Below are 24,227 nucleotides of genomic sequence, written 5' to 3' on the forward strand. Positions count from 1 at the left end.
TGTCGTAAGCGGATTGCTTTCTCATGAACGGAATCGTTGACTTTCGTGAAAGGGGGCGGTGCCTTATCGTAATACTAGCTCGGAATTTTAATCATGCGGGTCCGCGGGTTTCGCGCTTTGGCCGTATTTCTCGGGATCCTTCTCGCGCCAGCGGCAGATATGAGGGAGGTTCAGCGTTTCGGACATCGCGATCAGCAGGCCGTGGCCGATGAAGCTGCTCGCTTTGTCATCCGCATCGTCCAGACCGGCCTCCTCGAATCGCGTCTTTACGCGATCGAAGATGGCTTCGAATTCGCCGCGGGTATAGTCCCTGACTGACGTCTCCGGAGTCGTATAGCACATCATGACCAGCAGGATTTCATCGCGATGGCCGTTGAGAAGATCCACGAATGCTTTGCCCATCGTTTCCTGCAGCTGCTCGGGCGGCGCTTCGACGGCGGCGAAGGCATGCAGGATGCGCCGGTAAGCCCGTTCCAGGACGGCGAGATAGAGCGTTTCCTTGGATTTGAAGAAATGAAAGACATAGGGTTGGGTGACGCCTACGGCACGCGCCACATCGGCGGTCGTCGTCTTGTAATAGCCGCTCTCCGCGAATAGCGAAGCCGCGGCATCGAGAATCTGTTCTTTGCGGTTAAGGGATGGATCGTCTTTGGGTGTCATGACTGAAGCGACTCCTCATGGTTATTTATTGACTAATAAATAAATATCATATCGAGAGAGCGGCTGTCAAATGTTTTCTTCGGCGGCTTGGACTTTTTGCGGCGCGAGTGCCGAACTTCCCGACCTCCGTAGGTAAACGGGTGAATGCTGCATTTCCCGACCTCCGTCGGTAAACGAAAACCAATCGCCTTATTTGGCGTTTATTGTCCGTATGCGCTAAACTGAACCTATACGTCTCTAATCGAGAAGGAGGATTTTTACATATGAGCGATACGTCAGGCAAGGTATATACGGGCGACAGCAGGGTGCTGCAGTTCTTCGAGGTGCTCTCCAAGATCCCCCGGGGATCGAGCAACGAGAAGGCGATCAGCGATTACGTCGCGGATTTCGCGCGTCAACGGAACTGCGAGGTGATTCAGGACGACAAGTTCAACCTGATCATCCGGAAGCCGGCGGCGCCCGGGTACGAGAACGCGCCGGCCGTCATTTTCCAAGGCCATCTGGATATGGTCACTGAGAAAAACAAATCGACCGTGCACGACTTTGCCAAGGACCCGATCCGTTTCAAAATCGACGGGGACATGATCTACGCGGAAGGCACGACGCTCGGCGCGGACAACGGGATCGCGGTGGCGACGGCGCTGACGATCATCGATACGCCGGATATGGCGCATCCGGAGCTGGAGATTTTGATGACGACGGAGGAAGAAACGAGCATGGGCGGCGCGTTCCATCTTGACGCTTCGCAGTTGAAGGGCCGCATGATGATCAATTTCGACTCCGACCGCGAAGGCGTGCTGTTCGTCAGCAGCGCCGGCGGCATCAATGCGTATCATTCCGTTGCCCTGGCCTACAAAGAAGCGCCTGCGGGCGAGCCGTACACGATCGCCGTGCAGGGCTTGATGGGCGGCCATTCCGGCGACGACATCATCCACGAGCGGGCCAATGCCAACAAGCTGCTCGGCCGCGTGCTGGACGACTTGCGCCGGCATACGGCGTTCGATCTCGCGGGCGTTAGCGGCGGGATGAAGGTCAATGCGATTCCGCGCGAAGCGGAAGCGGCGGTGTACCTGAGCGGCGAAGGCAAGCAGGCGGCGGAAGTCCGCATCGCCGAGGTCAACCGGATCCTGAAGGATGAATTTCAAGCGAGCGACAAAGGCGTAACGGTCGTGCTGCATGCCGGTTTCGACGCGAATAGCGGAGCGGGCACTGCGGCGGCCTCGGGCAAAGCGTTCGCGGAAGACGTGAAGGCGTCCGTCATCCGGCTGCTGACCCTCATCCCGAACGGGGTGCTGAGCATGGACAAGGCGATCGGCAACCTCGTGCGCACGTCCTCCAATCTCGGCGTCGTCTCGGTGAACGAGACGCATGTCGTCATGCAAAGCCTGTCGCGCAGCTCGATGCGCTCGCAAGTCGACGAGGTCGTGCGCGCGATGCGGACGCTGGGCGAAACGGTCGGCTGCGAGTTCCGGACGGACCATTATTTCCCGGGCTGGCCGTACCGCGCGGATTCCAAGCTGCGCCCCGTCTTCCAAGCGGCGTACGAGAAGCGCTTCGGCAAGCTGATCGAGATCAAGGCGATCCACGCCGGCCTCGAATGCGGCGTCTTGATCGAGAAGATGCCGGAGCTCGACGCGATCTCCTTCGGGCCGAACATGTACGAGATCCATACGCCCGACGAGCATCTGTCGATCTCGTCCGTGGAGCGGACCTGGCCGTTCCTGGAGGATGTGCTGCGGGAGCTGAAGGGATAACGAGCGGGAAATAGGGAAACGCAGGCAAAAAAAACGCGAAGCCGATTAGGGCTTGGCGTTTTTTTGTTCTGGGATAATGCCGCTGCCGAAGAAAGACGGCGGTTACTGCGCCAGCTCGCCGAGACGGGCGAAGATCGCGAGCGCCGGATCGATCGGCACGTCGGCGCGCCGGACGTCCTGCGGGATGGCGATCGTCGGCGTCGGGCGCGGACGGCGGTTGCCGAACTGCGGCAGCCACTCGCGCTCGGCGTCCAGCATCTCCGTGACCATGTCGCGGATTTCCTTCAGCGTCAGCACGGAGGACGTCAGCGGATCGAGGGCGATCGCCTGCACCACCGTCTCCGGGTCGCCGGACTTGGCCGCCATGACGGCGAGCCGCTGGACGTTGATGTTCGTCTGGTTCAGCGCCGCGCACTGCGCCGGCAGCTCGCCGACGATCGTCCGGTGGATGCCGGTGCGGTCGGCGTAGACGAGGCCTTCGGCGCAGCAGTCGTCCGGCAGGTTCTTGATCATGCCGTTATTGCGCAGGTTGCCGCTGAACTTGAACGGCTTGCCGGTCTCGAGCGCCTCGATGATGTAGGCGCAGTATTCGATGCTGCGCGGCGGCAGCTCGGCGGACTCTTCCGTGAGCAGGTCGGCTTCCGTGTATTTGTTCGCGACGTAGACGCACCAGTTGTAGTACGCGCCGGATTCGCCGCCGAACGCCGGCTCGTCGCAGTACAGGTCGAGCGCCTTCCGGCTGTGGCGGAACCACGGCACGTATTCGGACAAGTGGCCCGTCGACTCCGTCATGAAATAACCGAAGTGACGGAACACCTCGCCGCGCACCTTCTCGTTGACGTAGAACTCCGGCTGCTCGAATTTCTCGCGCAGCAGCGGGTACAGGTCCTCGCCGTTGTGCTCGATCTTCAGGAACCAGCCCATGTGGTTAATGCCGCCGGTCACGAAATCGATCTCTTGCTTCGGCACGCCGGTATAGCCGGAGATGAGGTCGAGCGTGGTCTGCACGCCGTGGCAGAGGCCGACGTATTGGATGTTCGTCTCGCCGAGCGCCCAGCAGATCATCGCCATCGGGTTGACGTAGTTGAGCAGGATCGCTTTCGGGCACAGCTCCTCCATGTCGCGCGCCACGTCGAGGATGACGGGAATGCTGCGCAGGGCGCGGAAGACGCCGCCCGGGCCGAGCGTGTCGCCGATGCATTGGTCGACGCCGTACTTGAGCGGAATCTGGTAGTCGAGCTCGAAGGCGGTGAGGCCGCCGATCTGGAACGAGCAGATGACGTAGTTCGCGCCCGCGAGCGCTTCGCGGCGGTCCGTGGTGATCGAGACTTTGGCCTTCAAGCCGTTGTGCGCGATGACGCGGTCGATGTAGGACTTGACATGCGTCGTCTTGGTCGTCGACGGCGCCATGAGGACGAACTCGGTTTCTTCCAACGCCGCGGTTGCCATGATGTCCAGGATCAGCGTCTTGCAGAAGACGACGCTGCCGGCTCCGATGATGGCCACTCTTCTCATAGGAACACCCCGTTCTGGTGGAATGGTTGAAAAAGGCAGATGGCATGCGGGCCTTGCGGCGGCACCGGTTTGCGTTCGATGTCGTAGTTCGGAATCCTCTCATCCGAGTAGCCAGGGTAGCGGTAGAATTCCGACTATAAAAGCGATCTCCGACTCCGCGCCTCCTCCGGGCCCATGCATCCGCGGTGGCTTTATAAAACATGATTTGCAGAACTTCCCCAACAGGGGCTTGCCGATCTATACCTTGGCCAACCCGTTGCCGTAGGTGCGCGACATGAAGTCGATATACGACCGGGCGAAGACGAGGTCCTCGAGCGCTTCTTTGGCGATGCAGGGGGCGGGGCGTTCCCCGCGGACCGCGGCCAGGAAGTTGCGGGCCTGGTTGCGCATGGCCGAGACGTTCGGCATGATCGGCTGGCTGATCTCGGGCTCGCCGCGCCGGGCGTTGTCCTTGTAGATCGTCACTTTGCCCGCCTGCTGGCGCACCAGCGGGGCCGGGAGGTCGACGCGGACGAAGCCGTTCTCGAACGCGACGAGGATGTGCTCATGCCATTCGACCGAGGTGAGATACGGCGCCATCTCGAGACTGACCGTGACGCCGCCGTCGCTCTCGCCGACGAGCAGGACGCCCGCGCGGTCGCCGAAGGTCAGCTTGTAGTTCTCGCCGAGGAAGAACCGGATGGCGTTCACTTGGTGAATGTAATAATTGACGAACGCGTCCAGTTCGCGCGTCTGCTCCTCCGTGAAGTCGGCCGGACCCGGCTCCTGCTGCAGCGATGGATACGGGTCGCCCGCGTTCAGCGGCTTGTCGGCCGCCGCCGTCCAATCGCCTGGCGGCATCGTGACGCGGATGCTGCGCAGCTTGCCGAAATCGCCGCTGGCCTTCCAGGCGTCGACCTCTTTCTTGGCGCGTTCCATCGCCGGGTCGGAACGCTTATGGTAGCCGACCATGTGCAGGGTGCCGGTCTCTTCGCCGATGCGCACCAGCTCGCGGCCGGCTTCGACGGTCAGGCTGAGCGGCTTCTCCGTGAAGACGGGAATGCCCGCGCGCAGAATATCCGGGATGAGCGCCGCGTGATGGCGGTATTGCTGCGGCGCGACGATCGCGTCGACTTTTGCCTGCTCGATCAATTCCATGTGATGGCCGTACACGTCCGGAATGCCGTACCGCGCCGCGACGAGCGCGGCGGACTGCGGCCGAATCTCGGCCAGCGCCACGACCTCGCATTCGTCCGACAGCACGGCGTAGTTGCTGAGATGCGCCATTTGCCCCATGCCGCCGCCGCCCACGAAACCGATTCTTACTTTGCTCATGTCCGTTCACCCTCGCTTGTGCCGAGATTTTCGAAGAGATAGAGACCGTCCTTGCCGGGGGCCACGATGTCGGGATAGCCGGTGCCGTTCAAGTCCTGCACCCAGAAATAGATGCCCGCGCCGGAAGCTTCGCCCGCCGGACCGTAGTCGATGACGTGCTTCTCGAAAGCGCCGCCGCCGATCTTGTAATAGTAGAGGCCGATGTCGTCGAATGCGCCGGGATCGCCGTCGTTGTGCGCCCGGTACCGCTTGCCCGTGATCAGCTCGAGCTCTCCGTCGAGGTCGAGGTCGACCAGCCATAGGTCGTGGAACTGCGAGCCGCTCATGTCGATCTCGTGCTTCGTCCACGTCCGCGAGCCGTCGGCCGCGCGTCCTTGCTCGTACCAATGCAGCCCGTAATCATGCGCCTGCCCGACGATCAGGTCGATCAAGCCGTCGCCGTTCACGTCATGGCCCAGTATGGGCACGCTGGCGCTGCCAAGCGAGAACTCGGGATGAAACGTCCACGAACCGGCGAAAGGATCCGCCGGCTGCTCGAGCCAGCCGCCGGGCAGGATCACGTCCATGCGGCCGTCGCCGTTCACGTCGACGAAGCCCATGCCGTGGCCGCTCGGGCCTTCGCCGATGACGAATTTCCGGAACTCGCCGGTTCCCCGGCCTTCGGCATCGCATACGAGCTTATAGAACGCCTGCGGCTCGCCGGGCGTGTTCGGGAAGATCTCCGGCACGCCGCAGCCGTCGATATCCAGGTACCGGATCGTCTCGATGCTGCCGCAGCGGTCGATGTCGAACGTCTCCCATGCGGCGCCGGAATCCCCGGGATTCCGGCGCCAGCGAAGGGTCTCGCCCCACCAGCCGCCCGTGACGATGTCCGGACGGCCGTCGCCGTCGACGTCCAACGGATAATCGGAGAAGTCGTCGTGGTATTCGGAGATCGCGAGGACATCGCAGATAAAATGCTTCTTCGCGTAATCCGGTCCCTCGTACCAATATGCGCCGCTGACGATATCCGGCACGCCGTCGCCGTTCACGTCGAATACCGCGCAAGCCTCGTATTTCTCGTCGGACAACAGCCGTTTCTTGAATTGCAGCACTTCGGACACGCTCCTCGAACTAATTAATGTTGTATCGTATCGCGGTTATGCGCTATGCTGAGAATAAAACCTGCAAGCGCTCTCTATTAATAGGGTATGCCAACGGGATCAGCGAAACAATAAGAGGGCTTGTGGGAAAAACTATCCATTCTTGCGATATAGAGGAACGGTTACGCGCACGTTCGAAGGCTAAGGTACGAGGCACGCATCGAAGGAGATGAAGACGATGGGCGAGGCTTCGCTGTTCCGCAGCCGGCCGGCGTTTATCTCGGGTGCCGCGTTCCTGGCGGACGGCAATCCGAACCGGTTCATGCTGGAGCTTCACAAGCACGACGCCAACAGCGAGATTCTGCTCGTCGAAGAAGGGGAGGGCGAGTTCGAGATCGACGGCCGGAGCTATACCGCCGGTCCGGGGACGCTGCTCTTCTACCAGCGGGGATTGTGGCACAAGGAGCTGTCCACGAAGCATCCGTTTCGCGCGACGTACATCGGGTTTACGGACATGCAGGTCGGCGAGCTGCCGCCGGATTATTTTCTCGACCCGGACCGCGATCCGGTCATCGCGCTTCACGAGCAGATGCCCGCGATCGCCGCGCTGATGCGGGCATGCATCGGGGAGTACGGGCGGATGGAGCCGGAGTCGCGGCTGGCGTCGGATCATTACCTTGGCCTGCTGTTCGTCAAGCTGGCGCGGATCGCGCATTACGGCGATGCGGCGGAGCGCACCCGCTCGACGGCCAAGGAGGCGGTCTGGAAGGCCAAGCGGATGATGGAAGAGAATTACGCGGCGCCGCTCACCCTGGAATCGCTGGCCGCCGAGACGTTCATGAACAAGTACCATTTGGCGCATCTGTTCAAAGAAACGGTAGGCGTCAGCCCCATCCGGTTCCTCATCTACTGCCGCATGGAGGCGGCCAAGCGGTATTTGCGCACGACCATGCTGCAGGTGAAGGACATCGCCGAGATCGTAGGTTATCAGAGCGAGCCTTCGTTTTACAACGCGTTCATGAAGACGGTCGGGACGACGCCGCGCAAATTCAGAGAAGGCGGCTGAGGCGGATTTTTGCGCGGGGCGGAAGGTTTCCGAATTCTTGAAGGAGGCTGGGGGCGATGAAAAACAAACTGATCCTGTTCGCGATCTTCGGCAGCGGCGGACTCATGCTGGGCGCCATGTTTTGGCTGCTGTGGGCCATTCAGCGGATATGAGCGCCCTGTCTCGCGCTCCGGCTGCGTGAAGGAATCCGGAGGAGCAGCGTGGAAATGAAGTTGCGAATCATTATGTAAGCGAATTCATAAGAAGGAGCGTATTCTAATGACGATCATCGATCGCGCGGCTGTCGAAGCGGCAAGAACGGACTTTCGGCGGGGCCTTCCCGTCCTGCAGGGTTCGGGCATCGAAGGACGTTTCGACGCCAAGGCCGTGGATTGCCCGTTCGTGTTCCGGCACGACGGGTCGTTCCATATGATGTACGTCGGCTTCGACGGGGACGGGTATCAGACCGCGCTGGCAACGAGCCCGGATCTGCTGGAGTGGACTTATCAAGGCATGATGCTGGAGCGGCTGGACGATCCGTCGCGCTGGGATCGCGTGGGAGCGGCGGGATCGTGGATCCTGCTGGAATCCGACGAACTGCACGCGGTTCCCGCGCTGCGCAAGGTGGACGGGAAGTATTGGATGGTCTATCATGCGTATCCGGAAGTCGGTTATGAAGCGGGCGGCGCCGTGATGGGACTGGCGTACTGCGAGGACGAGTCGCTGCTGCGCTGGACGCGGCTTGACCGGCCGATCTTCACGTACGAAGGCGGGGCGGAGTGGGAGCGGGGCGGTTTGTACAAATGCTGCGTCATCCGTCACGCCGAGAAGTACTGGATGTTCTACAACGCCAAAGACAAGGACGAATGGCCGTGGGCCGAGCAGACGGGAGCGGCTTGGTCGGACGATCTCGTCCACTGGACGCGCTGTCCGGAGAACCCGGTCCTGGCTGCGCTGGAAAACAGCTTCTACCGGCAGTATTTCAGCGATCCGTGCATCAAATTCCATGCGGGACGCTGGTACGATTTCGGCTTCGGCTTCGACGGCAGGCATGCCCAAGGCGCGCTTGCGGTATCGGAGGACCTGCTGCGCTGGGAATGCCTGCCCGAGCCGTGGCTGCCGGCCGGCGGACCGGGCGAGCTGGACGAGACGCACGCGCACAAGTCGTCCGTGATCAGCTGGAACGGCACGCTGTATCACTTCTATTGCGCCTGCCGTCCGGCGCGGGAGGAGGACCCGGCCGTCATCGACTACGGCGGCGGCAACCGCGAATTCCGCTGCATCGCGGTGGCGGCGAGCCGGCCTTGGGCTGCGGGAGTCATTCCTGGCGCGGACGCGGAATAGAACGTACAATAGGAGCGCAATCCTTCCTAAAGAACCGCCAAGCTTCCACCCTGGAGGCTTGGCGGTTTTTCATGTCCGCACCGTGCGTGCCTACCGGCGAACGGTGCCATCGCGGCACTCGCCTCGGACGCACGTCAGCGGTTGAACCTTGTGCGGACCGGGACGGACATGACTTTTGCGGGCGGGGATAGTAAGATAATGGCAGCGCAAGGCAAGCGAAAGGGGCGATCCCATGAATCTGGCGAACAAGATCACGATGGCAAGAATAATGCTGATTCCCGTATTCATCCTGCTTTTCCCGATCTATCCGGAATGGCTGGCCGAGAAGTTCGGCATTATCCGGCATTTGGACGCGTACGGCATCTATTACGCGGCGGCGGTGTTCCTGCTCGCTTCCGCCACCGACAAGCTGGACGGATACATCGCGCGCAAATACAACCTCGTCACCAATCTCGGCAAACTGTTGGACCCGCTCGCGGACAAGCTGCTTATCACCGCCGCGCTCATCCTGATGGTCAGCCAGCATTTGACGTACGCGTGGGTGGCGTTCGCCATCGTTGCCCGGGAAATCGTCATCACCGGCCTTCGCATCGTCGCCGCCTCCCGCCGCATCGCGCTGCAAGCCGACGGTACCGGCAAAATCAAAATGGTATTCCAAGTTGCGGCGATCACGGCCGTCCTGCTGCGAAACCGCCCGTTCAGCTTCTTCACCGCCATCCCCGTCGATCAGGTGCTGCTGTATATGGCGCTTGCGCTGACCGTGTACTCGGGCATCCACTATATTCGGACGAATTACCGGCGGCTGGAGCTTTTCTGACGGGTCAGCAACCAAAGCGGAGACGAAACCGAACACTTCGCTAGGCATAGGCCGTTGTCTAATCTGCTGCAAATGGAAACCCCCTTCTGCCGGTCGGCAGAAGGGGGCCATTCGCGATCAACGCGGGGCATCGGCTTGGCGTACGACCCGCCAGCCCGCCGCCGGCGGCGCGCATACGTATCGGCGCAGATTGCCGCCGCCCGCCTCGATGCCGAGGAGCAGGCCATCCTGGACGGGGAGGATATGGAGGATCTCGCCGCCGGGAACAAGCTGTTCGGCGAGATCCGATACCGCCGGGATCAGGGCGTCGTCCAGCCACGTCCGCTCGCGGTACCAGCGCGGAATCGGACGCGGCGGCGGGTATCCGGTCCGCGGCGCGCCCAGTGCGTCGGCCAATTCGGCCGGCGTGTCCGGCAGCATGCGTCCCTCGCCGACTGCAGCCACGAATCGCAGGCACAGCTCGACGGCATGCAGGATCTCATCGTAGTCGAGGCTGCCGTTGGCATAGCGGATCTCGACGGTGCCGATATCGTACCATGCCGAGGCATTGATGCCGCAGCGATGCGACTGGGGCCGGCCCGGGCGGTGCAGCGCCTCCTGGCGCGGATCGCGCAGGTAGTCGTCCCTCATCCCCGCCGTAACCGAAGGGCAGAAGATCAGCCGGTGATCGCTCATCGTCAGCAAGGAGCGAAGCGCCTCTTGGTACGCGAGCGCGGCGTCGACGAGCGGCAGCACCATCGCCTCGCCCCACGGCTCGATGCCGATATGCACATGCAGCCCGCAGCTCCAGTTCATCCGCGAGCCGTTCGAAAGCAGGCGATCCAGCATGACGCGGATTTGCTCCCGGTCCGCCCATAGCATCGGAGGCGTCTTCAGCTCGCTGCCGGAGTCGTCCCCGTTCTCGTCCACCTGCAGTTCGTCCAGCGACATGACCCATTCGGGCGGCAGTTCCACTTCGGCTGGCTTGCCGCCGATAAATTCGATTTCCACGCCGAAGCGCAGGTCGTTCCAGTTCACGTGTTTCGGCCACATAGGCGTATCACCCTCTCATTTTTGAATTCGCGGCGTCGTGTCGGCCGGGAGAGAGAGGGGGACCTCGGGCACAGCGGCAGGCTCGGGCTTAACGGGGGATTTTCAATCTGGCCATCGTCGTTCCTCCTGTTCGCAAGGGATTTGCTTTATCTAGTACATTCGCGGCGCCCTCGAATAATTCCTGCGGCGCATCGGTATACGAGACGATCACGGTGGAGTGACGCGGTCGCTCCAAACAGGCTAGAACGCGACCCGCGCCTCTATATACCCGCGAAGCTCCGCGATCGGCAGCCTCACCTGCGCCATCGTGTCGCGATCCCGGACGGTGACGCAGCCGTCGGCCTCGGAGTCGAAGTCGTACGTGATGCACAGGGGCGTGCCGATCTCGTCGTGGCGGCGGTACCGCTTGCCGATGGAGCCGGCTTCGTCGTAGTCGACCATGAAGTCGGCCGCGAGGTCGGCGTAGACGCGCTGCGCGCCTTCGGCCAGCTTCTTGGACAACGGGAAGACCGCCGCCTTGACCGGCGCGAGCGCCGGATGCAGCCGCAGCACGACGCGGCTGTCGTCCGCTTCCAGCTGCTGCTCCTCGTAAGCGTCGACGAGGAACGCGAGCGTCACGCGGTCGGCGCCGAGCGAAGGCTCGATGCAGTACGGGACGTACCGTTCGTTCGTCTCGGGATCGAGGACGTGGAAATCCTCGCCCGCATGCGCCATATGCTGCTTCAGGTCGTAATCCGTCCGATCCGCAATGCCCCAAAGCTCGCCCCAGCCGAACGGGAAGCGGTACTCGATATCGGTCGTCGCGCTGCTGTAGTGCGACAGCTCGTCGTCGGCATGGTCGCGCAGCCGGATGCTGGTTTCCTTCAAGCCGAGCCCGAGCAGCCAATCCCGGCAGAAGCCGCGCCAGTACCGGAACCACTCCAAGTCCTCGCCGGGTTTGCAGAAGAACTCCAGCTCCATCTGCTCGAACTCGCGCGTCCGGAACGTAAAGTTGCCGGGCGTGATTTCGTTGCGGAAGCTTTTGCCGATTTGGCCGATGCCGAAGGGCAGCTTCTTGCGCATGGCGCGCTGCACGTTTTTGAAATTGACGAAGATGCCTTGGGCCGTTTCCGGACGCAGGTAGATCTGGTTCGCGCTCGATTCGGTCACGCCCTGGAACGTCTTGAACATCAGATTGAACTGCCGGATGTCGGTGAAATCCCGGCTGCCGCAGTCCGGGCACGCGATGGCATGCTCCGCGATCAGCGCCTTCATCTCGTCGAACGTCATGCCGTCGACGATGACTTCGAGGCCTTTTGCTTCCAAGGCGTTTTCGATGATTTTGTCCGCGCGGTGGCGGCTCTTGCAGGCTTTGCAGTCGATCATGGGGTCGTTGAAATTGCCGACGTGGCCGGAGGCGACCCAGGCCTGCGGGTTCATCAGGATCGCGGCGTCGAGGCCGACGTTGTGCGGCGATTGCTGGATGAATTTCTTCCACCACGCGCGCTTGACGTTGTTCTTCAGCTCTACCCCGAGCGGGCCGTAATCCCATGTGTTCGCCAAGCCGCCGTAGATCTCGGACCCCGGGAATATGAATCCGCGCTGCTTCGCCAGCGAGACGATCCGCTCCATCGGCTTCGATTCGTTGCTCATCGGTAAACGCTCCTTTTGCCGCTGCCGTCGGCTGTATTGTTCCTGTCGCCGCCATCGAAAAAAGCTCCCGTCTCCGGACATCGCGATGGCGATATCCGGGGACGGGAGCTTGCGCACCCGCGGTTCCACCCCAGTTGACGCCGCCGATCGGCCGCGCCCTCTTTTGGCTGTTGCTTCCCATGCCTTGCTCCGGACTGCCGTTTCCCCGGGCGCTTCTGCCGGGCTTTCACCATCCCCGGCTCGCTGCGTAGAAGAGTTCTCAGGTAATATGGTCCTTCATAGCAAGCATTCCATGTTTTGGCTATTTTATCGCGAAGCCGGAGAAAAATCAACCGGGAACCGTCCGCCGCCGGTTCTTCCGGCCGGCCGCAAGACTGAGCGGATCCGGCTCCCCGTTCAAAACGCTTTATCAATGTCAGGTATTCTAACATCTTGATCTTGACGTATCGTTCTTTCCTTGCCATAATGGCTCTAACACTAAAGTGTGATCACATATCACAAATAGCAGGGGTGAACATATTGAGCGACACGATAGAAGTCTCGACGGTGAACTACGAGGTCTACGACCGCCTGAAGCAGCGCATCACGATGGGGGCGATTCCTCCCGGAAAGAAGATCTCGATCCGAAGCCTGGCAGAGTCGTTCGGCGTCAGCACCATGCCCGTACGGGAGGCGCTGCGCAAGCTGCAGGCGGAAGGTTTCATAACATTCGAACGGCGCAGCGTCACCGTCAACGAGCTTTCGGTGGAGGAAGTCAAGCAAGTGTTCACGATTCGCCTCCGGTTGGAGCTGCTCGCCGCGGAGTGGTCGCTCGAGCGGGTCGCGGACGACGACATCGGCGTGCTGGAAGACATCTTGGAGACCATGGCGAACCCGATCATCGACGTGAACGAATGGCGAAAGCTGAACAAGCTCTTCCACCTGCGCTTTTACCAATGTTCGAATTCCTCCCATATTCTCGAGCTGATCAAGAACGTGTGGGATAAGGTGGAGCCTTACATGACGATCTATTCGTCGACCGTGGAGGATTTCCGGGAAGCGCATCTGCAGCATCTGGAAATACTGGCGCTTATCAAACGTCGCGATCTCCCGCTGCTGCTGGAGAAAATCGCCGACCATTTGAACTACACCCGCGATGTCGTTTCCATTGCGCTGACCCGTAAATGATGAATTTTAACGTGGGGAGGTGATCGGTATAAGGATGAAGACTGAAGGGTTGCATTGTATGGAAGCAGGAAATCGTTAAAAACGGAGGTGTATTCGATGAGTCAATCAACCGCAGATCAAGAGCTGTTCGGGAACGAGTACGAGCATTCGCCCGTTCCGCAGGATAAACGAAAATCGCTGCTCTCCGTCACGTCCATCTGGGTAGGCTTCCCGATGATCATCACGGGCGCCGTGACCGGGGCGACGCTCGTCCACGGATTAGGCTTCGTACGCGGCATCCTGGCGATGGTTCTCGGCAATGCGCTGTTGTTCGCGTATGTCGGATTGTTAAGCGTGCTCGGCGCGAAGGACGGCAATAATTTCTCCTTGCAAGCTTCGCGAACGTTCGGCCGAAAGGGGTACATGGCGGCATCCGCGCTGTTATCCACGCTCGTCATCGGTTGGTTCGCCGTGCAGACCGGCTTGACCGGCGTCAGCATGAGCGGCGCTTTCCATGTCAATGAAGTGTTCATCGTCATCGTAGCCGGCGTCCTGTACGTGCTGCTCACGCTGCTCGGAATCAAGGCATTGTCCGTTATCGGGTTGATCTCGGCGCCGCTGTTCCTTATTCTAGGCCTTTACTCGGCCGGGGAAGCCGTCGGAGATGGCCGCGCAATCGTCAGCTATGCCGGCAACGCGGATTCGCCGTTAGCCTTTTGGGTCGCGGTGACGCTTGTTTTTGCCTTGTTCGCCGATTCGGGCACGATGACGTCCGATTTCACCCGGTGGTCCAAAAACCGCAAGCACGCGTTGATCGCGACCTTTTCCGCGTTTCCCGTCGCCAACTTGATCGCCATGATCATCGGCGGCGTCATTGCGGCGGCCACGCTCACCGGTTCGGGCGACGTGTTCGGCGTTATCGTCGACAAGGGCGGCGCGTTAACTTGGATCGCGGTCTTGTTCCTCTTCGTCAATCTCGGCTCCGTATGCTCGCACTGCTTGTATAACGGCGCCGTCGGATGGTCGCATATTACGGGGACCAAGATGCGCACGATGACGATCATTCTCGGGGTCGTCGGAATCGTGCTTGCCGCGCTTGGCATTTGGAATTATTTCGTGAATTGGCTGAATCTCCTCGGCGTGATCGTACCGCCGATCGGCACCATTATCATCATGGATCAATTCGTTACGCGCAGGTCGTCGACTGCCATCGACGCCGACATTCGGTTTCAGCCATTCCTTGCTTGGGGGATCGGATCCGCCGCCGCGTTAATTGCCGATTATCAGTTCCCAGACATGTCCACCGCGCTATGCGGGATATTCGTTTCCGGCATCGCTTATTGGCTGATCGCCAGAAAGCCGTCCGTCGTCGCTTCCCATACGGCAGCGGCGAAACGATAACGGATCCGCCGGCGAGAGGTTCGTCTGCCAACGAGCCTCTCTTGCCGCGGAGATTCAGTACCGACATTGTACCACACCGTTCGCGGACTGACATAGAAGCGGACTAACATAGAAACGGGAGTTGATCGCATGAGCGCGTTTTCGTTCAAAGAAGCCACGGTAAGCTCGTTCCATGAAGCATTAAGAACCAAAACGGTCTCAGGCGCGGCGCTGGCAGGCTGGTATTTGGAGCGCATCGAAGCATTGAACAATCAAGGTCCGAGCCTTCAGGCGGTCGTGACGGTAAGCCCGTTCGCGATGGAAGAAGCCAGGGAGCTGGACGCGTATTTCGAACGGACCGGAACGCTGAAAGGTCCGCTGCACGGCGTGCCCGTGCTCGTGAAAGACCAGGCCGAAACGGCAGGCATACGTACCACGTTCGGGTCCCGGGCGTTCGCGGAATACGTGCCGGATCAGGACGCGACGCTGATCAAGCGATTGCGCGAGGCCGGCGCGATCGTGATCGCAAAGACCAGCATGTGCGATTTCGCGGCAGGCTGGTTTTCGTTCTCGTCCATGACCGATCATACGAAGAACCCTTACGACCTCGAGCGCGAATCCGGGGGATCCAGCGCGGGCACGGGCGCGGGCATCGCCGCGAACTTCGGGTTGATCGGGATCGGCGAGGATACGGGAGGCTCGATCCGGCTGCCCTCGTCCTTCAATAACGTATTCGGCCTTCGGGTCACGACCGGGCTGATCAGCCGGAACGGATTTTCCCCGCTTGTTCATTTCCAGGATACGGCCGGCCCGATCACGCGTACGGTCCAAGACGCCGCGAAGCTGATGGACGTCCTGGTCGGCTTCGACCGCGGCGACGCGTTCACGTCCGCGGCGGGTCTCGCCTCGGACGCCGGTCGGTACGAAGCCGCGCTGGACGGAGCCCGCATGCAGCAATATCGCGTCGGCGTCGTTGCGAATGCGTTCGGCCCGGACGGCGATCCCGACAGCGCTCCGGTGAACGATAAGGTTCGCGCGACCGTCGCTTGGCTGAAGGAGCAGGGCGTTACCGTCGTAGAAGAACTGAATCTTCCTGATCTGGATCGGTGGATCGCGGATACCTCGCTCTATGCCATGCAGTCGAAGAAGGATATCAATGCCTTCTTGGCGAAGCGTCCGGCTGCACCGGTCAAGAACTTCGAAGCAATCTACGAGGCGCGGCTGTTCCACCCGATGAACGACCTGTTTCATGACATTCACGAAGGTCCCTCGGAGCCGGAGAACGAGGAGGGCTACTACCGCATGCGGGTGCGCCAAGAGGAATTCCGTCGCGCGCTGCTCTACCTGATGATGGACAACGACGTCGATTTCTTGCTCTATCCGACCGTTCAAGTCCTGCCTCCGACGCGCGAGGCGCTGCAAGCCGGGAAGTGGACGAGTCTGGCGTTTCCGACGAATACGGTCATCGCATCGCAATCCGGGCTTCCGGCCATGTCCGTTCCGGCGGGCTTCGCCGGGCACCTTCCAGTTGGGTTCGAACTGGTCGGCAAGCCGTTCGCGGAAGCGGATCTATTGCGGTTCGCGCATGATTACGAGCGCCAGGCATCGCCGAGAAAAGAGCCGGCGTTGTGAGAAGCGCGCCGGATCTGAATTGCGATATGGGGGAGAGCTTCGGCATCTACCGGTACGGGGCCGACCGTGAAATGATGCCCTTAATCACGTCCGCGAATGTCGCTTGCGGCTTTCACGGCGGCGATCCCGGGGTGATGCGGGAAACGGTGGCGCTTGCCAAAACGCACGGCGTTCGCGTCGGCGCGCACATCGGATTGCCCGATCGGCTCGGCTTTGGCCGCAGATATATGCAGACGTCGCCGCGCGAAGTCTACGAGATGTCGCTCTATCAGCTCGGCGCGCTCGAAGCGTTTCTGCGCGCGGAAGGAACGGCGATGGCGCATGTGAAGCTGCACGGCGCCCTCTACATGATGGCCTCCGAGGATTCGGCGCTTGCCGATGCGTTCGCCGAAGCCGTCCACGCGTTCGATCCCGCTCTCCGCGTCTACGCGCTGCCGGGGAGCCAGACGGCCGTACGCGCATCGCGGATCGGCATTCCGGTCGTGCCCGAATATTTCGCCGACCGCCCCTATGTCTCGGGACAGGTGAAAATGTTCGGTTGGACGCCCGAGGAAATCGGTTCGCCGTCCGATATCGCGTCGCGGGCAGCGTCGATGCTGGCGGATTCGGACTATGCCGATATCGGCACGATCTGCGTCCATAGCGACACCCCCGGCGCGCCGGCGATCATGAAGGCGATTCGCGATCGGCTGCATCGGACTTGCGTCGAGGACCCCGCGGGGTCAGAAGCCTACTAGTCGAGAGCATGCAAAAAAGAGATCTGTCCGACAAACGCTAGCGTCTGTCGGAATAGATCTCTTTCTCCGTTTCTTGCGGCTGAAGCGGCTCCTCTTCGACGAACAAATCGTTTAATGAACTAACCGATCCATCCGCTTCGACCTGGTAAACGTCGAGCTTGTCGCCGGCAAAGCTCATCTCGATGCAGCAGTTCCAACAGAAATATTGCCGCGGGCCGATCTTTCCGATATCGATCGAGCTGCAATTGATGCATTTCAAGGGCAAGCGCTCCTTTTATACGAAACTAGAATAGGCAGTATTACTATAGTTGCCGGATTCCGTCTCGTATAAACGCGCGAATCGTCATAGATTGCTAACTTCCGATTCCGAAATGACCCGCGCGGATCGGAGCGCTTCTTTATCGGGCGGAGAGCGTGGCGGTTCTGACGATGCGCCGGTCTTCCGTCCAATGGTCCCGATACCAGGTGCAGCGCTCGAACGTATCCCCGATCCGGCTCATCCGGCGCGCCAGCAGCGCGCGGAACCGGTCCAGCTCGGCGCCGTAACGCGGATCGCCGGCCAGATTGCGCAGCTGATGCGGATCCGCCACGTGGTCGAACAGCAGTTCCTGCCGGTCGTCCCGGTAGATCGCGTAGGTGTACCGTTTGTCCCGCAGGGCCCGCCACTCGTGGCCGTCGGCCCAATCCGCGGTGGCGCCGGTGCCCTGCAGGAACGCCGCCTCCGGCTCCTCGCCGTCCTCGCCGAGCGCAAACGGGCTGAGATCCATGCCCTCGGCCTCCGCCGGAACGGGAAGATCGAGCAGGGAGAGCACGGTAGGCATGATATCGCAGGTGTTCAGGCAGACGTCGGTCGCCGCTCCCTGCGGGATGCGCGCCGGTTGGCGAACAAGGAACGGCACCCGTATGGCTTCCTCGTAGAAGATGTTTTTCCCTTTTCGGCCGTGGGCGCCGAACAGCTCCCCGTGATCGGAGGTGAAGACGAACAGCGTGTCGTCCCGAAGCCCCAGCTCGTCCACGGCCCTGAGCAGCCGCCCCACGTTCCAATCCAGATTCGCCGTCATCGCGTAATAAACCCGGAGCCAATCCGGGATGCGCGCGCGTTCCTCCGGCGACAGCTTGGCCCAATTATCCGCGTGCGGGTCGTTCGCGTCGCTATAGTTCGGAGGCAGCGCGAACGCGGCGTCCTTGAACATATCCAAATACGCCGCGGGCACGTTCTCCGGCTCCCACGGGTCGTGCGGCGTGCCGTAGGACAGGAACAGCGCGAACGGTTGATCGCCGCCCGCCATGCGCGTCATCCGTTCGATGGCCATGTCCGTCTGGCCGTCCGGCTCGTAGCCGTCCATCGGGATTTTCGCAGGACTGTCGGTGTGGTAGTACATGCCGTAATATGCGTGATGAAAATTATAGGACGCCCAGAAGCCGTCGAAGCCCAGGCGGTGCGCGCCCGGGGGAACATAGGAGTTGCGGGGCTCGTAATGGTTGCCGAGCTCGTTGGCCCAGAGATGCCATTTGCCGATGTAGGCCGTGTCGTAGCCGTTCTCGTGCAGGACATGCCCGAAGCAGCGGTGATTCGGATTCATGCTGATCTCGTTGATGACCATGCCCGTGCTGGTCGTGTATTTGCCGGTAAACAGCGACGCCCGGTAAGGCGCGCATACCGGGTGACCGGATATGGCGTTATCGAAGCGCGTGCTTTCTCCGGCCAGCCGGTCGATGTTCGGGGTATGCGCCCGGCCGTCGCCGGCATAGCCGCAGGCGGACAAGCGCAGCTGGTCGGCGAAGACGTAGATCAGGTTCGGGCCGGTACGATGCTTGCTGCGTTCCATGATCAGGACCTCCTTGAAGGTGCGAATGTGCGATCGGCGGCCATACGTCTGCCTCCGTGCGTATAGTTTACTTCCGACCGGCCCGCCGCGACAGACGGATTATGGAACAAAGGGTGCGGATAAGGGACATGATCCTTAGTGCAACCACAGAAAATCAACGGAATGAAGTGGGATTCTCGGACATAAAGCATGGAGAAGTATATACGATTCCCTCGGACCGGGACATCGGCGTCCCCGACCGGCTCGCATGATGCACGGGCATCCTCTTCCCCAGCAAGCCGGCCGGCCGCATTCCGCATTTTTCGCTTGAATATCCCCCGCTTTATAGCATAATGGAATCACGTATCCTTTCTTTTCTCCTTCTAGCTGCCTACTAACCGAATAGGAGACCTCCCCTATGACATGGCTGACCGCGCATTTGCTGGATCCCATCCGCTCCCGGTTGTTCTACAAGATGCTCATCATCTATTCGCTGCTCACGCTCGTCCCGCTCATCATAGTCAGCGCGACCTTCTATATCCGCTCCAGTCTCGTGATCGAGAAGAAAGCCGCCGAAGAGGCGCAGCAGAAGCTGTCCGGCACCGCGGACAAATTCGACGAGATGCTCTATGCCGTCAAGAGCCAGATGACGCCCGTGAGCGAGAACCTGTTCCTTCAATCGCTCCTCCGCGCCGCGAACAAGGGACGGCAGGACGACAGCCTGTACGCCTCCGTCTCGGAGATGCTCCAGTCCGAGCTCGCGACCGCCAAGCTGAAGATCGGCGGTTTCGTCAGCGGCATCTACGTGCTCGACAAATCCGGCCAACTTTATGGCACCGATCCTCGTAAGCGCTTGCTTTATCCCGACGCCTATTGGGAAATGCCCTTCGAATTCGACCGGATGCCCGAGTGGGCATTCTTCAACGACGACCGGCGGATCGCCTGCGTGGTCAAAATCTTCGCCGAAGGCGAGCGGCCGTCCCCGGATTCCGAGACGGGCCGGCTCGTCGTCACGCTCGACGCCGCGTCGCTGCAATCGATGTTCGCATCGTTCGCGCCGGAGACGTTCTTCATCACCAATGCCGACAATTTGATCATGAGCGCGTCGGACACGGGCAAGATCGGCCAACTGCTCGACATCCGGGAGCCGGTCAAGGGCATCGTCATCCGCCAGAAATCCCGTTATTCGGAGTTTCAATACGTGCTGATCGCAAGCCCCGGCACCGGCGGGCTCATCAAGCAGCAGGCGCTGTTCGCCGTCGGCGTCACGCTCGCCGCCTGGCTGGCGATCACGATCGTCACGTACGCGGTGCTGCGGCGGATCACGATCCCGATCCAGCGCCTGACCCGCTTGATGCGCGCCGCGGAGCGGGAGGAATACCAGCTCATCACGGGCATCACGACGAAGGACGAGATCGCGATGCTCTGCAACGGCTTCAACAGCCTCGTCGAGCGGACGAGCCACCTCATCGAGACGAATTACAAGAACGAGCTGCTGCTTCGCGAAGCGGAGCTCAAAGCGATTCGGATGTATATCAATCCGCACTTCCTCTACAACACGATGGAGTATATCAGCATCATGTCCCATTCGCCGGAGAAAGCGAAGCATATTCCGCAGATGATCCGGCATTTGTCCGGCATCTTCCGCTTCTCGATCACGTCCGGCAACGCGTTCGTCGAGCTCGACACGGAGATGGATTTCGTCCGCAAATACTTGGAGATTCACCGGTACCGCTACGGCGACCGGTTGTCCTACGCGATCGACCTGCCCGACATGTACCGCAAAATCGCCATTCCGAAGCTGCTGCTGCAACCGCTGGTGGAGAACGCGGTCGTGCACGGGATCGACCGGCTGCCGGAGGGCGGCATGATCGCGATCGCGGTCAAGGAAGAGCAGTACGAGCTCGTGATCGAGATCGCGAACAGCGCGCAGAACGGGGATTTGGGCGGCCGACCGCCGGTCAATTCCGCCATGCGCGGCGCCAAGGGGCTCGGCTCGGGGCTCGAGAACGCGAACGCCAGGCTGCGGCTGCATTACGGCAACACCTACGGCGTAAGCTTGATTCGCCAGGACAACGCGACGATCGCACGGGTCGTCATGCCGATTCAGATCTTGCAGGAAAACGAGGGGGACTGACAGCATGCGCATCATGATCGTGGACGACGAGCGCGAAATCGTGGAATTTCTGGCGGCGCTGCTGGGCTGGGCGGCGATCGGCTGCGAGGTCGGCTGGACGGCGGCGAACGGGCAAGAAGCGCTGGACCAGCTCGCGGGGCCGCTGCCGGATGTTATCGTTACGGATATCCGCATGCCGGTCATGGACGGCATCACGTTCGCGGAGGAGCTGCGGCAGCGTCACCCGGACATTCCGATCGTGTTCCTGACCGCCTATCACGAATTCGACTACGCGCGCAGGGCGGTCAAGCTCGGCGTGGCGGATTTCCTGACCAAGCCGTTCCTGCCGGAAGAGCTCATCCGCACGGTGGAATCGCTGCGCTCCCATGAACCGCTGCTCGCCGGCTGGCAGGAGCATGACCGGTTCTTCGAATTGCTCGCGAGCGAGCATTACGGGGACGATTACAAGCGCCACCGGCTCGCGGAGAACGGACTGCCGGACGGCGCATTCCTGCTGCTGTACGCCGAGCTGGACGTGCCCCGGGACGCGGACGGCGAGCATTTTCCGTTCGCCGCGGCGCATCTGCGGGGACAGCTCGAGCGGGCGGCGGGCGAAGCCGGACTCCGCGGTTGGACGTCGTCTTCCGCCAGCGGCATCTATTTGTTCGTGCCGACGGACGGACTCGCCGGCGGACGCGAGCGGCTGATGGCGTTCGCCAAGGCAACCGCCGAAGGCAGCGGCACGACGCGCGGCCTCTCGTTATCCGCGGGCATCAGCCAGGCGTTCCCGTCCTTCTGCCGGCTGCCGGAGGCGCTGCGGCAGGTGAAGAAATGCATGGAGTACCGCATGCTGCTCGGCAAAAACTCCGTCATCGCCTTCGATGCGATGGAATCGTTCCTGTCGGAGAAGGAGAAAGAGACCGGCTCGTCGCTCGCCCTGATCGCGGACGCGCTGCGAGGCGGCGATGCCGAGGAGATCCGAGCGCTGCTCAAGGACGCCTACCGGAGCATGCTTTCCGTCGGCGCGAGCAAGAAGGACATGCAGCATTTCGCGCTCGGCCTGATCGAGAAGGCGGAGGCGGCGTTGGCGGATGTCGGCCTGAAGCCGTCGCACGGCATGTCGGTCGACATCCGCGAGAAGCTTATTCACGCCGTGCTGCTGACGGATATCATGAAGGAACTGGAGAAGCAGCTGCTCGCCTACCAGGAATTCATGCGCCTCGAGCTGGCGGATTCGCCGTTGAAGGTCGTCTCCGACGTCAGGCAGCTGATCCGGGAGCGGTATTCGGAGGAGCTGACGCTGCAGACCGTGGCCCAGCGGCTGAACGTCAACTATTCCTATCTCAGCCGCTTGATCAAGAAGGAGACCGGCACGAATTTCACCGACATGCTCTGGGATTTCCGGATCGAGGCGGCCAAGAACAAGCTGCTCCGCGAGGATCTCAAGACGTACGAGGTCGCGTACGCCGTGGGTTTCAAGGATACCGCGCATTTCAGCTTCATGTTCAAGAAGAAGGTCGGCGTGTCGCCGAGCGCCTATCGCGCCCAGGGCCGGGGCGGGCATGGGCAGGCGGAGGACTGAAGGCAATTCCAGCATAGAAACGGTAAAATGCAGCTATCCTTTACGGCTCATGAAAGCGCTACACTGAAGAGGCAACGTAACCGGAGACGAAAAGAGGGTGTTGGTGCAATGAAACTTAAGGGATGGTCGGCACTGGCAAGCGTGCTGCTGCTGACGACGGTCATGTCGGCATGCGGGAGCTCGAACAACGATAACGGCGGCACGAACAACGCGGCGGCGAACGGGAATGCCGGCACGGCGAATAACGGAGGTACGACGAATAACGGCGGCACGGCGAACGACCCGGCGGCGACGAACGACGGAGCGGCCGCGAACGCCCCGGCGGGCGACGGCGCGAAGAACGACAAGGAATTCACGATCCGCGTCGGCGCCTGGTTCCTCGACGAGCGCCCGTACATGGTGCAGTTCAAGAAATCCGTGGAAGAGGCGTACGCCAAGCTGTATCCGAAGGCCAAGATCCAGTGGGACGTCGTGCTCGGCGCCACCTATTTCGATAAACTGCGGGCGCAGTTCGCTTCCGGCTCGGCGCCGGACGTCGTGTTCTACCAGAACGTCGACTTCGCGACGGCCGGCAACCTGGCGGATCTCTCCGCCGAGCCTTGGGTCGCCCGTCTGAACGACGGCGGCCAGAAGGATTTCCAAACGCATGCCGGCGGCAAAACGTACGGCGTGCCGATGGGGCTGTCGATCGGCGGCGGCGTCTGGTACAACAAGAAGATGTTCGCCGACCTCGGCATCACGGCGCCGAAGACGACGCAGGAGCTGTTCGACGCCGCCGAGAAAGTCAAAGCCTCGGGCAAGACGCCGATCACGGTCGGCTTCAAGGACCAATGGACGGCGCAGCTGTTCTACATGAACTGGCTGAATTCCTACGAGCTCGGCGACACGACGCTCAACCGCCAGATCTACGACGGCAAAGTGAAGCTGAACGAAAGTCCGGTTATCCAGAAGGTGTACCAGAACTTCGAGCTGCTGAAAACCAAAGGCTATTTCAACAAGAACGCGATCAGCATCGACTGGCCGCAATCGGGTCAAATGTTCGCTTCCGGCGACGCGGCGATGATCGTGCAAGGGCCATGGATGCCGGGCGCGAACGCCGACAACATCGCCAAAGGCGGCTTCGACAAGTTCGACATCGGCTTCTTCCCGCTGCCGAACGACGAAGGCCAGGTCGCGATGGGCACGGGCAGCAACGAGGCGCTCGGCGTCAACGCGAAGACGCCGCTCATGCAGGAGTCCAAGGATCTGGTCAACCTGATCACCTCGCCGGAGATCATCAGCCCGTTCATGACCGGCGACGGCGCGCTCACCTCCTTCACGGACGTGACGGTGAAGTACGACGATCCGGCGATGGACGAAGTGCAGGCGGCCGTGAACGACAGCACGGTCATGGCAACGACGCTGCCGAACTACTTGCCGCAGAGCGCCGTCACCAATATGCTCGACACGCTGACGAAAGTCGTCTCCGGCATCAAATTCAACGCGGACGACCTCAAAGCGGCGCAAAGCAGCTTCGACAAAGACAAAGGCACCGTAACGGCGCCGGCGGAATAACCGGCTGGTCCGTATCCCGGAAGCCCAGGCGCTTGCCTCGCGCGAGCGCTTCGGGCGCCAAGACCCGGCAGCCGGAA

At 61.2% G+C, this 24,227-nt stretch carries 19 protein-coding genes; 11 read left to right on the top strand and 8 right to left on the bottom strand.

Features of this window, described 5'->3' with window-relative positions; genetic code table 11:
• Nucleotides 1-87: 87 nt before the first annotated feature.
• Nucleotides 88-660, bottom strand: coding sequence for a TetR/AcrR family transcriptional regulator (locus tag AC50YL_RS25670; RefSeq protein ID WP_494835716.1), 573 nt, complete (start codon nucleotides 658-660; stop codon nucleotides 88-90).
• A 263-nt stretch (nucleotides 661-923) separates the two neighbouring features.
• Between AC50YL_RS25670 and AC50YL_RS25675 the strand changes: the two genes are divergently transcribed.
• Nucleotides 924-2,414: an aminoacyl-histidine dipeptidase gene (locus tag AC50YL_RS25675; protein ID WP_494835717.1), complete on the top strand. Its 1,491-nt coding sequence runs from the start codon at nucleotides 924-926 to the stop codon at nucleotides 2,412-2,414.
• Nucleotides 2,415-2,516: 102 nt separating this feature from the next.
• On the opposite strand, the gene melA is transcribed toward AC50YL_RS25675, so the two are convergent.
• The 3 genes from melA to AC50YL_RS25690 form a co-directional block, all read right to left on the bottom strand.
• Nucleotides 2,517-3,929 (bottom strand): alpha-galactosidase, encoded by a 1,413-nt coding sequence (melA, locus tag AC50YL_RS25680; protein WP_494835718.1) that lies wholly within the window; start codon nucleotides 3,927-3,929, stop codon nucleotides 2,517-2,519.
• Between the two features lie 237 nt (nucleotides 3,930-4,166).
• Nucleotides 4,167-5,243, bottom strand: coding sequence for a Gfo/Idh/MocA family protein (locus AC50YL_RS25685; protein ID WP_494835719.1), 1,077 nt, complete (start codon nucleotides 5,241-5,243; stop codon nucleotides 4,167-4,169).
• Nucleotides 5,240-6,337: an FG-GAP repeat domain-containing protein gene (locus AC50YL_RS25690; protein WP_494835721.1), complete on the bottom strand. Its 1,098-nt coding sequence runs from the start codon at nucleotides 6,335-6,337 to the stop codon at nucleotides 5,240-5,242. The genes AC50YL_RS25685 and AC50YL_RS25690 overlap by 4 nt, the downstream gene beginning before the upstream one ends.
• Before the next feature lie 226 nt (nucleotides 6,338-6,563).
• On the opposite strand from AC50YL_RS25690, the gene AC50YL_RS25695 reads away from it, so the two are divergent.
• The 3 genes from AC50YL_RS25695 to pgsA all read left to right on the top strand — a co-directional run bounded on the left by AC50YL_RS25695 (nucleotide 6,564) and on the right by pgsA (nucleotide 9,531).
• Nucleotides 6,564-7,391, top strand: a complete 828-nt coding sequence (locus tag AC50YL_RS25695) for a helix-turn-helix domain-containing protein (protein ID WP_494835722.1) — start codon at nucleotides 6,564-6,566, stop codon at nucleotides 7,389-7,391.
• Between the two features lie 258 nt (nucleotides 7,392-7,649).
• Nucleotides 7,650-8,714 (top strand): glycoside hydrolase family protein, encoded by a 1,065-nt coding sequence (locus tag AC50YL_RS25700; protein WP_494835723.1) that lies wholly within the window; start codon nucleotides 7,650-7,652, stop codon nucleotides 8,712-8,714.
• Nucleotides 8,715-8,946: 232 nt separating this feature from the next.
• A complete protein-coding gene (gene pgsA, locus AC50YL_RS25705; RefSeq protein WP_494835724.1) occupies nucleotides 8,947-9,531 on the top strand; it encodes a CDP-diacylglycerol--glycerol-3-phosphate 3-phosphatidyltransferase in 585 nt (194 codons plus the stop codon).
• 117 nt (nucleotides 9,532-9,648) lie between these two features.
• Here pgsA and AC50YL_RS25710 read toward each other — a convergent pair whose 3' ends face one another.
• Both AC50YL_RS25710 and AC50YL_RS25715 read right to left on the bottom strand, forming a co-directional pair.
• Nucleotides 9,649-10,563: an amidoligase family protein gene (locus AC50YL_RS25710; protein WP_494835725.1), complete on the bottom strand. Its 915-nt coding sequence runs from the start codon at nucleotides 10,561-10,563 to the stop codon at nucleotides 9,649-9,651.
• Between the two features lie 240 nt (nucleotides 10,564-10,803).
• Nucleotides 10,804-12,174 carry a glycine--tRNA ligase gene (locus tag AC50YL_RS25715; protein WP_494836019.1) on the bottom strand — a complete coding sequence of 457 codons (1,371 nt, stop codon included), beginning with the start codon at nucleotides 12,172-12,174 and terminating at the stop codon, nucleotides 10,804-10,806.
• 540 nt (nucleotides 12,175-12,714) lie between these two features.
• Between AC50YL_RS25715 and AC50YL_RS25720 the strand changes: the two genes are divergently transcribed.
• The 4 genes from AC50YL_RS25720 (at nucleotide 12,715) to AC50YL_RS25735 (ending at nucleotide 17,090) form a co-directional block, all read left to right on the top strand.
• Nucleotides 12,715-13,362: a GntR family transcriptional regulator gene (locus AC50YL_RS25720; protein WP_494835727.1), complete on the top strand. Its 648-nt coding sequence runs from the start codon at nucleotides 12,715-12,717 to the stop codon at nucleotides 13,360-13,362.
• Between the two features lie 96 nt (nucleotides 13,363-13,458).
• Nucleotides 13,459-14,742: a cytosine permease gene (locus AC50YL_RS25725; RefSeq protein WP_494835728.1), complete on the top strand. Its 1,284-nt coding sequence runs from the start codon at nucleotides 13,459-13,461 to the stop codon at nucleotides 14,740-14,742.
• 129 nt (nucleotides 14,743-14,871) lie between these two features.
• Entirely contained in the window at nucleotides 14,872-16,353 is a 1,482-nt protein-coding gene (locus AC50YL_RS25730) for an amidase (RefSeq protein WP_494835730.1), read from the top strand.
• Nucleotides 16,350-17,090, top strand: a complete 741-nt coding sequence (locus AC50YL_RS25735) for a 5-oxoprolinase subunit PxpA (RefSeq protein WP_494835731.1) — start codon at nucleotides 16,350-16,352, stop codon at nucleotides 17,088-17,090. Before AC50YL_RS25730 ends, AC50YL_RS25735 begins: the two co-directional genes overlap by 4 nt.
• Nucleotides 17,091-17,127: 37 nt before the next feature.
• On the opposite strand, the gene AC50YL_RS25740 is transcribed toward AC50YL_RS25735, so the two are convergent.
• Nucleotides 17,128-17,349, bottom strand: coding sequence for a YrzR-like zinc ribbon domain (locus AC50YL_RS25740; RefSeq protein ID WP_494835733.1), 222 nt, complete (start codon nucleotides 17,347-17,349; stop codon nucleotides 17,128-17,130).
• 139 nt (nucleotides 17,350-17,488) lie between these two features.
• Nucleotides 17,489-18,919 (bottom strand): sulfatase family protein, encoded by a 1,431-nt coding sequence (locus tag AC50YL_RS25745; RefSeq protein WP_494835734.1) that lies wholly within the window; start codon nucleotides 18,917-18,919, stop codon nucleotides 17,489-17,491.
• Nucleotides 18,920-19,316: 397 nt separating this feature from the next.
• Here AC50YL_RS25745 and AC50YL_RS25750 point away from each other — a divergent pair, with 397 nt between their 5' ends.
• The 3 genes from AC50YL_RS25750 to AC50YL_RS25760 all read left to right on the top strand — a co-directional run bounded on the left by AC50YL_RS25750 (nucleotide 19,317) and on the right by AC50YL_RS25760 (nucleotide 24,150).
• Entirely contained in the window at nucleotides 19,317-21,035 is a 1,719-nt protein-coding gene (locus AC50YL_RS25750) for a cache domain-containing sensor histidine kinase (RefSeq protein WP_494835736.1), read from the top strand.
• Between the two features lie 4 nt (nucleotides 21,036-21,039).
• On the top strand, nucleotides 21,040-22,596 hold the full coding sequence (locus AC50YL_RS25755; RefSeq protein WP_494835737.1) for a response regulator transcription factor: 1,557 nt from the start codon (nucleotides 21,040-21,042) through the stop codon (nucleotides 22,594-22,596).
• Between the two features lie 108 nt (nucleotides 22,597-22,704).
• Nucleotides 22,705-24,150: an ABC transporter substrate-binding protein gene (locus AC50YL_RS25760; RefSeq protein ID WP_494835738.1), complete on the top strand. Its 1,446-nt coding sequence runs from the start codon at nucleotides 22,705-22,707 to the stop codon at nucleotides 24,148-24,150.
• Nucleotides 24,151-24,227 lie beyond the last annotated feature (77 nt).

The sequence above is a fragment of the Paenibacillus sp. J22P277 genome (assembly GCF_059383675.1).

Coding starts and splice junctions, on each gene's coding strand:
- AC50YL_RS25710 (WP_494835725.1), bottom strand. CDS start 10,563: ATGTGGCCGAAACACGTGAACTGGAACGACCTGCGCTTCGGCGTGGAA.
- AC50YL_RS25675 (WP_494835717.1), top strand. CDS start 924: ATGAGCGATACGTCAGGCAAGGTATATACGGGCGACAGCAGGGTGCTG.
- pgsA (WP_494835724.1), top strand. CDS start 8,947: ATGAATCTGGCGAACAAGATCACGATGGCAAGAATAATGCTGATTCCC.
- AC50YL_RS25670 (WP_494835716.1), bottom strand. CDS start 660: ATGACACCCAAAGACGATCCATCCCTTAACCGCAAAGAACAGATTCTC.
- melA (WP_494835718.1), bottom strand. CDS start 3,929: ATGAGAAGAGTGGCCATCATCGGAGCCGGCAGCGTCGTCTTCTGCAAG.
- AC50YL_RS25730 (WP_494835730.1), top strand. CDS start 14,872: ATGAGCGCGTTTTCGTTCAAAGAAGCCACGGTAAGCTCGTTCCATGAA.
- AC50YL_RS25715 (WP_494836019.1), bottom strand. CDS start 12,174: ATGGAGCGGATCGTCTCGCTGGCGAAGCAGCGCGGATTCATATTCCCG.
- AC50YL_RS25725 (WP_494835728.1), top strand. CDS start 13,459: ATGAGTCAATCAACCGCAGATCAAGAGCTGTTCGGGAACGAGTACGAG.
- AC50YL_RS25755 (WP_494835737.1), top strand. CDS start 21,040: ATGCGCATCATGATCGTGGACGACGAGCGCGAAATCGTGGAATTTCTG.
- AC50YL_RS25745 (WP_494835734.1), bottom strand. CDS start 18,919: ATGGAACGCAGCAAGCATCGTACCGGCCCGAACCTGATCTACGTCTTC.
- AC50YL_RS25685 (WP_494835719.1), bottom strand. CDS start 5,243: ATGAGCAAAGTAAGAATCGGTTTCGTGGGCGGCGGCGGCATGGGGCAA.
- AC50YL_RS25760 (WP_494835738.1), top strand. CDS start 22,705: ATGAAACTTAAGGGATGGTCGGCACTGGCAAGCGTGCTGCTGCTGACG.
- AC50YL_RS25700 (WP_494835723.1), top strand. CDS start 7,650: ATGACGATCATCGATCGCGCGGCTGTCGAAGCGGCAAGAACGGACTTT.
- AC50YL_RS25750 (WP_494835736.1), top strand. CDS start 19,317: ATGACATGGCTGACCGCGCATTTGCTGGATCCCATCCGCTCCCGGTTG.
- AC50YL_RS25695 (WP_494835722.1), top strand. CDS start 6,564: ATGGGCGAGGCTTCGCTGTTCCGCAGCCGGCCGGCGTTTATCTCGGGT.